The organism is Massilia sp. BSC265, assembly GCF_000740675.1.
GTDB lineage: Bacteria > Pseudomonadota > Gammaproteobacteria > Burkholderiales > Burkholderiaceae_D > Telluria.
The window spans coordinates 212,085-224,029 of sequence record NZ_JPXI01000024.1 but is presented as its reverse complement, the minus strand read 5'-3'; the positions used below and the strand labels follow the sequence as shown (position 1 = coordinate 224,029).

At 68.7% G+C, this 11,945-nt stretch carries 10 protein-coding genes; 2 read left to right on the top strand and 8 right to left on the bottom strand.

What is annotated here, in order from left to right; all coding sequences use genetic code 11:
• Positions 1-54 precede the first annotated feature (54 nt).
• The 3 genes from MA09_RS05600 to MA09_RS05590 form a co-directional block, all read right to left on the bottom strand.
• Entirely contained in the window at positions 55-1,530 is a 1,476-nt protein-coding gene (locus tag MA09_RS05600) for a Ppx/GppA phosphatase family protein (RefSeq protein ID WP_036246074.1), read from the bottom strand.
• A 98-nt stretch (positions 1,531-1,628) separates the two neighbouring features.
• The gene (locus tag MA09_RS05595; RefSeq protein ID WP_036246072.1) at positions 1,629-1,811 is read right to left on the bottom strand and encodes a hypothetical protein; all 183 of its coding nucleotides are present in this window, start codon (positions 1,809-1,811) and stop codon (positions 1,629-1,631) included.
• Positions 1,808-2,971 (bottom strand): PepSY domain-containing protein, encoded by a 1,164-nt coding sequence (locus tag MA09_RS05590; RefSeq protein WP_036246071.1) that lies wholly within the window; start codon positions 2,969-2,971, stop codon positions 1,808-1,810. The genes MA09_RS05595 and MA09_RS05590 overlap by 4 nt, the downstream gene beginning before the upstream one ends.
• A gap of 110 nt (positions 2,972-3,081) precedes the next feature.
• On the opposite strand from MA09_RS05590, the gene MA09_RS05585 reads away from it, so the two are divergent.
• Positions 3,082-5,247, top strand: coding sequence for a TonB-dependent siderophore receptor (locus MA09_RS05585; RefSeq protein ID WP_036246070.1), 2,166 nt, complete (start codon positions 3,082-3,084; stop codon positions 5,245-5,247).
• 3 nt (positions 5,248-5,250) lie between these two features.
• Here MA09_RS05585 and MA09_RS05580 read toward each other — a convergent pair whose 3' ends face one another.
• The 3 genes from MA09_RS05580 to MA09_RS05570 are packed head-to-tail and all read right to left on the bottom strand — an operon-like array spanning position 5,251 to position 7,466.
• Positions 5,251-6,060 (bottom strand): SDR family oxidoreductase, encoded by an 810-nt coding sequence (locus MA09_RS05580; protein ID WP_036246069.1) that lies wholly within the window; start codon positions 6,058-6,060, stop codon positions 5,251-5,253.
• Complete coding sequence (locus MA09_RS05575) at positions 6,057-6,992, bottom strand: SPFH domain-containing protein (RefSeq protein ID WP_036246196.1); 936 nt, start codon at positions 6,990-6,992, stop codon at positions 6,057-6,059. The genes MA09_RS05580 and MA09_RS05575 overlap by 4 nt, the downstream gene beginning before the upstream one ends.
• A gap of 51 nt (positions 6,993-7,043) precedes the next feature.
• The gene (locus MA09_RS05570; RefSeq protein WP_036246068.1) at positions 7,044-7,466 is read right to left on the bottom strand and encodes an NfeD family protein; all 423 of its coding nucleotides are present in this window, start codon (positions 7,464-7,466) and stop codon (positions 7,044-7,046) included.
• 347 nt (positions 7,467-7,813) lie between these two features.
• Here MA09_RS05570 and MA09_RS05565 point away from each other — a divergent pair, with 347 nt between their 5' ends.
• Positions 7,814-9,433 carry a murein L,D-transpeptidase gene (locus tag MA09_RS05565; RefSeq protein ID WP_051933198.1) on the top strand — a complete coding sequence of 540 codons (1,620 nt, stop codon included), beginning with the start codon at positions 7,814-7,816 and terminating at the stop codon, positions 9,431-9,433.
• A gap of 10 nt (positions 9,434-9,443) precedes the next feature.
• Here the strand turns inward: MA09_RS05565 and MA09_RS05560 are convergent, their stop codons facing one another.
• Both MA09_RS05560 and MA09_RS05555 read right to left on the bottom strand, forming a co-directional pair.
• A complete protein-coding gene (locus tag MA09_RS05560; protein ID WP_036246067.1) occupies positions 9,444-10,562 on the bottom strand; it encodes a 6-phosphofructokinase in 1,119 nt (372 codons plus the stop codon).
• Positions 10,563-10,699: 137 nt separating this feature from the next.
• Positions 10,700-11,935: an MgtC/SapB family protein gene (locus MA09_RS05555; RefSeq protein ID WP_161783196.1), complete on the bottom strand. Its 1,236-nt coding sequence runs from the start codon at positions 11,933-11,935 to the stop codon at positions 10,700-10,702.
• Positions 11,936-11,945: the final 10 nt, after the last annotated feature.

Genomic DNA, 11,945 nt, shown 5'->3' with positions numbered 1-11,945 from the left:
AATCGCGGCGCGTCAACACACATGTTCAGGTGGAGCCGCCCACCCTGGCGCGATTCAGCCGGCCCTGGCCTGGAACGGAATCCCGATCTCGCCCCACGCCCCCTCTTCCTTCTGCAGCCACGGTCCGAGCGTCGGGTGCTTCGCCAGCAGCCCCGCCGGCAGATCGAGCTCGATGCGCGCCGAGTCCAGGCGCGTGCGCAGGCGGGTCTGCATGCGCAGGCCCAGCCCCAGCAGGTCTTCGTCGGCACGAGCGTGCATGAACACCACCGCCATGCGCAGCGCCAGCACCGCCTTGGCGACATCGGGGTCGGCCAGGGCGTCGCGGATCTTGCGCAGGTTGCCCTTCTGGCCCAGCACCAGGCAGCTCATCAGGCGCTGCTCGCGCGTGGTGAAGCCCGGCAGGTCGGCGTGCTCGACGATGTAGGCGCCGTGCTTGTGGGAGCCCGTCATCGAAATTTGCAGCCCGACTTCGTGCAGCATGGCGCTCCAGCACAGGTAGTGCTGCGCATCGGACGGGTTGAGCTTCTCGTACAGTGTCGAGGCGATGCTGGCCGTGCGCAGGGCGCGCTGGCTGTCCACGCCGAAGCGGCGCATGCAGGCGCGGATGGCGGCGTCGCGGCGGTCGCGCCGGTTGGCGCGCAGCTCCAGGTCGGACAGCACGCCCAGGCGCAGGCCGGCATTGATCGCGGTGAGCTGCTGGATGCCCAGTTCCTGCATCACGCCGATCAACACCGTCAGGCCGCCGACCATCACCGGTACCCGTTCCTTCTTTATACCGGGCATGTTGAAGGCATCGACATGCCCTAGCTCCAGCAGGATGTCGCGCAGCGCGTGCAGGCTGGCCTGCGACATGCGGCCGTCGCCGATGCTGTTCTTCGAGATCACCTCGTTAATGGCGCGCATGGTGCCGGACGAGCCATAGGCGGCGTCCCAGCCCTGCGCCTGGTACAGGCCGGCGGCATCCTCGAAGCGGGCGCGCGCCTCGGTGACGGCGGCATCGAAGCGCTGCGGCGTGATGCGGCCGTCCGCGAAGAAGGCGGCGGTCTGCGGATGGGTGCCGATGCCGAAGGATTCGACCAGGTTGATGTCGGGGCCGATGGCGGCGATGACTTCGGTCGAGCCGCCGCCGATGTCGACCACCAGCCGGCGCTCATCGGGCTTGTCGATGGCGCGCGCCACACCCATGTAGATCAGGCGCCCTTCTTCCTCCCCCGAAATGACCTCTACGGAATAGCCGATGGCATGCTCGAGCTGGGGCAGCAGCAGTTCGGCATTGCGCGCCACGCGCAGGGTGTTGGTGGCGACGACGCGCACGGCGTCCAGGGTGTATTCGTCGAGGATGGCGCGGAAACCTTCGAGGGAGCGTACGGCGCTGCGCATGGCCGCCTCGGTCAGCATGTTGTCCTTGTCCAGGCCGGCGGCCAGGCGGATCGGGTCGCGCGCGGTGCGCACGATGTGCATGCGGCCGCCCGCCGGTTCGCCAATGTGAAGCCGGAAGCTGTTGGACCCCAGGTCCACTGCTGCAAACATACGTGCTCTCTCGCTGGTAGCCGGCCTTGTCCGCCAACCGGACTGCCGTGTTGGCGAAGTATACAGCTTCGAAGCCGGCTTTGGGGGCGTTCGGCAGCCTAGTGTCGCGCAGGCGTGCGTCGCAGGCCGTACCAGGCGCCGACTGCGACCGGGGCGCCAAGGGTAAGGCTCGAAACCAGGTCCCAGACGCCGTCGCCCAGCAGGGCCGCGACCAGGCCGATGGCGGTGAGGATGGCCAGCAGGATGGGCATGGCCCAGATCTGGGTGCGGGTGCGGATCATGGGCTCTCCGTGCTGCGGGCCAGGGCCGGGGACTCGTGCGCGGCCGGTTTGGACTGGTTGGCTGCCCTGGCCTTGCGGCTGCGTTTGAACCACAGGTAGAGTCCACTGCCCAGGATGATGATGGTCCCGATGTCCAGCAGGGCCCACAGCAGCTTCATGGGCTGGCCGCCGTAGTCGCCGAAATGCAGCGGCTGCGACAACAGCAGCGCGGTCAGGTACCAGGGCAGCTCGCGGCGGTCGGTGATCTCGCCGGTGGCGGCGTCGATCAGCACCGGCTTGTACAGGCGCGAGCTGAAGGCCTCCTCGCCGCGCATGTAGACGCCGTAATGGTGCGAGCTGGTGAAGGGCGTGCCCGGGAAGGCCACGAAGGCGACCTTCATGCCCGGCTCCGCCCTTTCCGCGCGCACGATGGCCTCGTGGATCGACGCCAGCCTGGTGGCCGGCGGCTGGCCCTCATACGGTTTCAGCATCTCGGCGATCTCGGTGTTCTGCCAGTACTTGAGCAGCAGGTCGGCCCAGGTATTGACCATCCCGGTCGCGCCGACCACCAAGACCCAGACCAGGGTGACGATGCCGAGCAGGTTATGCAGGTCGAGCCACTTGATGACGCGGCTGCGCTCGTGGCGCACCTCGCCGAAATCCAGCTTGCGCATGAAAGGCGCATACAGCACCGCCCCGCTGACGACGGCCACGATCAGCAGCAGGCCCATGAAACCAAGGAAGAGCTTGCCGTACAGGCCCGCGAACAGGTCCACGTGCAGGCGGAACATGGTGGACATGAAGGCGCCGCCCTCGAAGGCCGGCTCGGTGATCACCTCGGTGGTGCGGGCGTCGACGGCGATCGGCTTGTAGTGCTCGTCGTTCGGGTGGTCGCCGAGGGTGACGTTCCAGATCGCCGGTTCGTCGATCTCCTGCGACATGTACATCGCCATCTTGTTGGGGTACAGCTCCTTGGCCGAGGCCAGCACGGCGTCGATGTTGCCCCTTAGAGTGTCCACCGGCATGGCGGGCGCCTCGACGTCGGTGCCGAGCAGGTGGCCGATCTCGTGGTGGTAGATCAGCGGCAGGCCCGTCAGGCAGAGCAGCAGCATGAAGGCGGTGCAAACCAGGCTGCTCCACTTGTGGATCCAGCCCCAGCGGCGGAGGGAGGTAGGTGACATCGGGCGTCGCAATCGTAAAGTCTGGCAAATAATAATCGTTCTCATTTACAGGCGCAAGCCAAAACGGATAGAATGACAATCATTCTCATTAAGAAAAACGAGCTTAACCGATGAAACTGCTTCGCCTGACTCCCACTGCGCTTGCCGCCGCCCTCCTCGCTGCCAACACCCATGCCCAGGAAACCGCCCCGGCCGAACCGGTCGCCACCGTCGTCGTCAGCGCCTCGGCCGACGCGTCGGCCCAGGGCCTGCCCTCCGCCTACGCAGGCGGCCAGGTCGCACGCGGCGGCCGCCTCGGCCTGCTCGGCAACGTGGACATCATGGACACCCCGTTCAATTCCATGAACTACACGCAGGCCCTGATCCAGGACCAGCAGGCCCGCAGCGTCGCGGACGTCGTGCAGAACGACCCGTCTGTGCGCGTGGCGCGCGGCTTCGGCAACTACCAGGAGCTGTATGTGATCCGCGGCTTCGCCGTCAACTCGGACGACCTGGCCTACAACGGCCTGTACGGCCTGCTCCCGCGCCAGTTCGTGGCCTCGGAGCTGCTCGAGCGCGTCGAAGTCCTGCGCGGCGCGAACAGCTTCGTGAACGGCGCGGCGCCGGGCGGCGGCGGCATTGGCGGCGCCATCAACCTGTTGCCCAAGCGTGCGCCGAACGCGCCGCTGACCCAGGTAACCGTGGGCGTCGAGACCGGCGGCCAGGCTTATGTGGCGACCGACTTCGCGAACCGCTTCGGCGAGGAAGGCCGCCTCGGCGTGCGGGTGAACGCAGTGCGCCGCGACGGCGACACCGCAGTGGACCGCGAGAGCCGCGAACTCAGCCTGTACTCGGTCGGCGTGGACTACCGCGGCCGCGGCTACCGCCTGTCGGCCGACGTCGGCCACCAGGACCACCAGCTGCGCGGCGCGCGCCCGAGCGTGACGGTGGCGGCCGGCGTGCCGATCATCGGCGCACCCGACAGCAACGGCAACTATGCCCAGCCCTGGACCTACTCGGGCGAGCGCGATACCTTCGGCACCCTGCGTGGCGAGGTCGACCTGCCGGGCGGCGCCGTGGCCTGGGCGGCACTCGGCATGCGCAAAGGCGATGAATCCAACATCATCTCCTCGCCGACCGTCACCAATGCCAGTGGCGATGCCACCATGACCCGCTTCGACAACGCCCGCGAGGACAAGGTGCGCACCGGCGAAGTGGGCGTGCGCACCGAACTGAAGACCGGAGCGGTCTCGCACAAGCTGAGCGCGATGGTAGCAGGCTTCCATTCGGAGTCGAAGAACGCCTACGGCATGAGCGATTTCGCCGGCTTCGCCTCGAACATCTATCGCCCACGCGACGTGGCGGCCCCGTCGAGCGGCTTCTTCACCGGCGGGAACATGAACAGCCCGCTCCTGACCAGCAAGTCGATTCTGTCGAGCGCCGCGGTGGCAGACACGCTGGGCTTCATGGACGATCGCCTCCTGGTGACCGTGGGCGCGCGCCACCAGACCATCAAGTCCTTCGGCTACGACTACAACACCGGTGCGCCGAACGCCCGTTACGACGAGAGCGAAGTGACGCCGGTGGCGGGCATCGTCTACAAGCCGGTCAAGGGAGTCTCGGTCTACGCGAACTACAGCGAAGCACTGCAGCAGGGCCCGGTGGCGGCCGGTACCGACATCGTCAACCAGGGCGAGGTATTCGCGCCCTTCGTCTCGCGCCAGAAGGAAATCGGCGTCAAGTACGACAGCGGCAAGCTCGGCATGACGGCGGCCGTGTTCAGCACCGCGCAGCCGAGCGCGTACGTGGTGAACCGCCGCTTCGGCGTGTTCGGCGAGCAGCGCAACCGCGGCCTGGAGCTGAGCGTCTTCGGCACCCCCGCGCGCGGCCTGCGCCTGTTGGGCGGGCTCACCTTGCTGGAAGCGGAGCAGCGCAGGACCGCCGGCGGCCTCAATGAAGGCAAGGATGCGATCGGCGTGCCGGGCACGCAGCTGAACCTCGGCGCCGAGTGGGAAGTGCCGGGCGTGCAGGGGCTGTCGCTGAACGCGCGCGCCCTGACCACCTCGACCCAGTATGCCGATGCGGCCAACACCCAGAAGCTGCCCTCATGGTCGCGCCTGGACATCGGCGCCAACTATGTCACGCGCTTCATGGACCGCGACCTGACGCTGCGCGCGCGCATCGACAACGTGACGGACAGGAACTACTGGGCCTCGGCAGGCGGCTATCCGGGCTTCGGCTACCTGGTGCAGGGGGCACCGCGCAGCGTGGTGGTGTCGGCGACCCTCGACTTCTAAGTGTTAATGTGGCCTGGCGTCCTTTTTCAGGGCGGCCAGCGCCATCTTCTCCACCAGTCCGGGCGCGACCAGCTTGATGAAGCGCCCGAGCTTGCCCTTGGTCGTCATGACGACCTCGCGCCGGCGCGCGTTCATTCCTTCGACGATGAGGCGCGCGCATTCTTCCACGCTCATCGCTCCCTCCTCGTTCAGCGCGCTCGCGCCCATGGATTCGCCCTGCGCATTGAAGCCGCGGTAGCGGATGCGCGTGGCCACCACGCCCGGATACGCCGTCGTCACGCTGACGCCGTGTCCCTTCATTTCCGCCCTGAGCGCTTCAAAAAAACCGGTCATCGCGAACTTCGTCGCGCTATAGGCGGTCCGCCCCGGCACCCCGACCAGGCCGGCCAGCGAGGACACCGCGACGATGCTGCCGCGCGAAGCCTTCAGCGCCGGCAATGCGGCCTGCGTGCACCACACGCTGCCCCACAGGTTCACGCGCATCAGCTCCTCGTACCAGGACAGGTCTTCCACTTCCTCGAACAGCGCGTGCCCCGAGCGCCCCGCGTTGTTGACCAGGACGTCGATGCGCCCGAAATGCTCGACGGCGCTGACGACCAGGCGCCGGCACTGGATCTGCACGCCGACGTCGGTCGGCACCGTGAGCGTCTGCGCGCCCAGCGCGGCGCACTCCCCGGCGACCGCATCGAGCTGCGCCGCGTTGCGGGCGGCAAGCACCAGGGCCACCGCCGCGCCCTCCTTCTCCGCCAGCTGGCGCGCCATCTCGGCGCCGATGCCGTCCGAGGCGCCGGTGATGACGACGACCCGTGTCACCGCAGGATCTCCGGCTGCTGCGACTTCACGATCTGCAGGGCGCTGGCGATCACGCTGCTCATGTCCCCCATATTGGCCGGCACGATCAGCGAGTTATTGGTCTTGGCCAGATTGCCGAAGGCGTCGACGTAGTGCTCGGCCACGCGCAGGTTGACCGCGTCCATGCCGCCCGGCTCGTGGATCGCAGCGCCCACCTGGCGCAGTGCGGAGGCACTTGCCTCGGCCAGGGCGACGATGGCGCTGGCCTCGCCCTGGGCCCGGTTGATCGCGGCCTGGCGCTCGCCTTCCGAGCGGGCGATGGCGGCTTCGCGCTCGCCGCTGGCGATGTTGATCTGCTCCTGGCGCCGGCCCTCCGACGCCGCGATCAGGGCGCGCTTCTCGCGCTCGGCGGTGATCTGGCGCTGCATCGCATGCAGGATCTCGGCCGGTGGCGTCAGGTCCTTGATCTCATAGCGCAGCACCTTCACACCCCAGTTGGCGGCCGACTCGTCGATCGCGTTGACGATGGTGGTGTTGATGTGGTCGCGCTCTTCGAAGGTCTTGTCGAGCTCCATCTTGCCGATCACCGAACGCAGCGTGGTCTGGGCCAGCTGGGTGATGGCCTGGATGTAGTTCGACGAGCCGTAGGAGGCGCGCATCGCGTCGGTCACCTGGAAGTACAGGATGCCGTCGACCTGCAGCTGGGTGTTGTCCCTGGTGATGCAGACCTGCGGCGGCACGTCGAGCGGGATCTCCTTGAGGCTGTGCTTGTAGGCGATGCGGTCGATGAAGGGCACCACGATGTTCAGGCCCGGGGCCAGCACGGCGTGGAACTTGCCGAGGCGCTCGACCACCCAGGCATGCTGCTGCGGCACCACGTTGATGGTCTTGAAGATGAATACCAGGGCAATGATGAAAACGACGAGCGCCACTGTGCCGAACGAGAATTCCATGAGCATCCCTTATAGATGAGTAGTTAATTATTAGATGAACTTATGAATCGTTCATGCATTCGCCACGATCAGGCGGTTGCCGAGCACTTCGACGATGCGGTAGTCGCCCGCTTCGGGCAGCGCGCCCGGACCCAGTTCGACATCCCACAGCGCCCCGCGGTACATCACGCGCGCGCGGCCGTTCTGCCACTCCGGCACGACGACGCGCTGGCCGATGTCGAGGTTGACGTTGCGGTCACGCGTGGCCTCGGTCCGTGCCGGTCGGCCGAAGCGGCTGCGGTGCAGGATGGCGGTTGCGGCAAGGCCGACCGCGGCGGCGGCCAGGGTCTGCACCGGCCCGCTCGCGCCCGACAGCGCGGCGAGCGCGCCGGCGCCGAGGCCGATCGCGATCATCAGGAGGTAAAAGGTGCCGGTAAAGAGTTCGGCGATTACGAGGACGCCGGCCACCACCAGCCAGCCCATCCAGTCCGTCATTGGCGTCTCCTTGAGTGGTTCAAAAAAGTAAAAAACCCCCGCGGCCTGCAACAGGCGGCGAGGGTTCAACGATGTCGATGCGCTTGCTGATTGTGTGCTTTCTGGCAAAGAGTGTTCGACGCCAGTGTAGCAGGTATGGACAGGATTGGAAGCTGCGGCGCTGAGGTTTATCGCAGGCGCATGGGCGCGACGCCGCGCGCACGAGACCGCAAGCGGTTCCCGCGGGCGCCGTGCGGCGATATCTGCAATTTTGATCTGGGTCAATGACTTTTAGTCCAGAGGACCCGTATCGTAAGCCCGGCGCGCCCAGACTCCGCCGCCACATTCCTCAACCCATTCCGGACTCCATGATCGCCAAGCCGCACCGCCGCAGGCCCCTCCTCGCCCTCCAGCGGGCGGGCGCCATCCTGTTTTTCCTCATCCATGCATGCGCAAGCGCGGCAGCAGTGCCGGCAACGTCAGTCCCGGACGCAAGGCGCGACGCGCAAGCCTCCACCGATGCCCGCCAGCTGGCCGCGCGCCTGTATGCGGCGGGACCGGCGCTGCTGTGGCTGGGCGAAGGGCCGGCACGGGCACGCCTGGCGCTTCGCCTCCTGGGCAAGGCCCATGAACACGGGCTCGACTCGTCCCGCTACGGTCTTGACGCACTCGCACGCAGGCTGGAAGGCGCGCACGACGAGGCCTCCCTTGCAGCGCTCGACCGCGACCTCAGCGCTGCAATGCTCCAGTACCTCGCCGACCTGCGCTTCGGCCGCGTCGCATCGGCCTACCGCGACGCTACCGGCACCGCAGGCGGCTTCGATGTGGTCGAGCACCTGCGCCGGGCGCTGGCCGATGGCGGCATGGAAGATGCAGTCGAGTCCGCTGCGCCCGGGATTCCCTTGTATGGCAGGGTCAAGTCGATGCTGGCGCATTACCGGCACCTGGCAAGCGTGGCGCCCGACTGGCCGGCACTGCCCCCGGCCGTGCCGGCCGCGCTCGAGCCCGGCGACGCCTATGCCGGCTCAGCCCAGTTGTGCGAACGCCTGCGCCTGCTGGGCGATCTCGAACGGCAAGCGCCCGCCTCCTGCGAGGACGGCTACACCGCCATCCTGGCCGGCGCGGTGCGCCGCTTCCAGGCACGCCATGGACTGGCGGAAGACGGCGTCCTGGGACCCGCCACGCTGGCGGCGCTGGCCGTCCCGCCGGCGCACCGGGCAGCGCAGCTCGCACTTACCCTGGAACGCCTGCGCTGGCTGCCGCCGCTGCCGCCCGGCCGCATCGTCGCAGTCAACGTGCCGGCCTACCGCTTGTGGGCGTTCGACACGAACGCCGCTTCCCCTGAACCGATGCTGGAGATGCGGGTGATCGTCGGGACCGCCGCCAGGACCCCGACGCCGCTGTTCATCGGCCAGATGCGCTATCTCGAATTCAATCCCTATTGGAACGTCCCGCCCAGCATCCAGTCGAATGAAATCGTGCCAAAGCTGGCGCACGATCCCGCCTACCTGGTGCGGAACGACATGGAGCTGGTAGGAACGGACGGAAAGGTGCTGCAACTGGCCCCGGCGGAGGCGCTGGCGCGCCTGCGCCGCGGCCAGGCCCGGGTGCGCCAGCGGCCCGGTCCCCGCAATGTGCTGGGCGAGCTCAAGTTTGCGATGCCCAATCCGATGAACATCTACCTGCATTCGACGTCGTCGAAAGAGCTGTTCGACCGCTCCCGGCGCGACCTGAGCCACGGCTGCATCCGGGTCGCGCGCCCGGCCGATCTGGCGCAGTTCGTGCTCGCGGATCCGCGCCGCTGGGATGCCGCCGCCGTGGCCCGGGCCATGCTCCCCGGTCCCATGCGCACGGTCACGCTGGCCCGGCCGGTGCCGGTGGTGCTGTTCTATGCGACCGCGCTGGTCGACCGCCACGGCCAGGCCCTGTTCGCCCAGGATATCTACCGCCAGGACGCGGCGCTGATGCGGGCACTGCGCATGCGCTAGGCCGCGGCCCTCAGGCTGCCCCGTCCCCGAAACAGATGCCCAGGTCGCGCGCCGCGCGCACCGTCTCGCCGTCGACGGGGACGCGCCTGCTGCGCCCCGCCACCGCGGCCAGCGGCACGGTGCCGATGTCCGGCCCATCCAGCGCGACCATCACTCCCGACTGTCCCGCTGCCAGCGCCCGTACCGCGGCGGCGCCGAAGCGCCCGGCGACGACCCGGTCGAACGCGGAAGGACTGCCGCCGCGCAGCAGGTGGCCCAGCACCACGCTGCGGCAGTCCTTGCCGGTGCGTTGCGCCAGGGCCGCCTCGACCCGTGCGCCGATCCCGCCCAGGCGCTCGGCGCGGCCGGCGCCGGCGCCGGCCAGCAGCGCGCGCTCCTGCCCTGCCGGCTGCGCGCCCTCGGCGGCGACGACGATGGTGTGGCCACGTCCGGCGGCGTCGCGCCTGGCGATCGCGGCGGCCACGAGGTCGATGTCGAACGGAATCTCCGGCAGCAGGATGGCATGGGCACCGCCGGCCATGCCCGCATGCAGGGCGATCCACCCGGCGTAGCGCCCCATGACCTCCACCACCATGACGCGATGCTGGCTGTCCGCGGTGGTGTGCAGCCGGTCGATGCACTCGGTGGCGAAACCGACCGCCGTGTCGAAGCCGAAGGTCTGCGCCGTCCCGTCCAGGTCGTTGTCGATCGTCTTTGGCACGCCTACCACGGGCAAGCCCTTGCCCTGCAGGCAGGCGGCGATCTCCATCGAACTGTCGCCGCCGACCATCACCAATGCCTCGAATCCGCGCTGCCGGAACAAGGCGACCAGCTCATCGGTGCGGTCCTGCTCGAGAACGCCGGCGCCAGGCTGCCGGACCGGATAGCGCATCGGATTGCCCCGGTTCGTGCTGCCCAGGATCGTGCCGCCGAGATGGGCAATGCCGTGCACGGCCTCGGGCCGCAGCAGTGCGACCGGTTCGCCCATGCAGGCATCCGGCGCGAGCAGGCCATTGAAGCCGTCGCGGATGCCGTAGCATTCCCAGCCGATCCTTGCCGATGCGAGCACGACGGCCCGGATCACGGCGTTCAGGCCCGGTGCGTCGCCGCCGCCGGTAACAATGGCAATGCGCTTGCCGGATGGTTTCATGGTGCGGCTCCTGCAGTTGATGGAAAGGAGATGCCCGGCCCTGCCGGGCGTGCCGGTCATTGTGCGGCATATCCGCCGCCGCCAGTCCGGGATTGGAAGACATGTTGACGATCGCGCCACCGCAGGCGCGTCCCTGTTCACCCAGGCCAGAACCAGAACGGCAGCCACGCTCCCAGCAGCACCAGGGCCAGGCTGCCGATGACGCGGACGGCGAACCGGGCGCCGCCGGCTAGCGCTCCGGCCGCCTTGCTGAGCGTATTCGTCGTCACCGCAAGCAGCATCGCCAGCGTCGCATCGTGCGTCGATGCGGTGCCGCCTGCGAGGAGGGCCAGGGCGGACCCGGAGGCGGCATGCAGGTCGAAGAAGCCTGCCAGCGCCGTGCCGCCGAGCAGCGCGCCCTGCCCCACGTGCGCGTTCAGATAGGCCAGGCCGAGTGTGGCCGCGCTCAGCGCCGCCGCGAACAGCGCGGCCTGCCTGACGTCGAACACCCGGCCGTTCGCGGGCGCGGCAGGCGCCACGCCGCTTCCCCCGGCCAGGCTGATGCCGCCAACGGCCACCGCGGCGATCAGGGCGCCGCCCAGCACCGGCGCCAGCGCAGGCAGGTGGGCCGGCGCAACGGTGACTGCCACTACCCACAGCAGGACGAAGGTGGCGACATTCGACAGCAGCGCACCGGCGACACAGGCGCGGTGCAATTGCGGCTCCTTGCGGCAGCGCGCGGCCATCGCGGTCACGGTCGCCACGCTCGAGATGAAGCCGGCGCCGAATCCGGACAGCGCGAAACCCAAGCGGGGACCCGCCAGGCGCACGCCGATGTGGGCAGCCGCCTGGATCCCCATGATCAGGAGCGCCAGCGTCCAGAGCGTGCGCGGATTGACGCCCAGCAGCCAGGGATGGTCCGCATCGGGCAGGAGCGGCCGCACCACCAGCGCGGCGCCGGCAAACAGCAGCGCAGCGCGCAGCTCGGCCGGCCTCAAGGACGCCCGGGCGAAACGGTGCAGCGGGCCGCGCAGGTACAGCAGCGAGGCGAGCACGACGGAGGCGCCGGCGGAGAATGCCAGGTTGTCGATCGCGGCGACACCGATCAGGAAGCTCAGGAACAGGGCCAGCTCGGTGGTGATGCCCGGGTCGTCGGAGCGGTCGCGCCAGTAGGCGATCGCCGCAAGGGCGGCCACCAGGCCTGCGGCGGCGAGCACCAGTGCACCGCCGAGTGCCTGGGACAAGGCGCCGAGCACCGAGGCCAGGGTGAAGCTGCGCAGGCCGGCGAATCCGCGCGCGGGGCCGCTGCCTTTGCGCCGTTCGCGGTCGATGCCGATCAGCATGCCGCAGCCGGCGGCGACCGCGACCGCCGTCAGCGTCGCGGGGCTGAACACGGACGCTTCC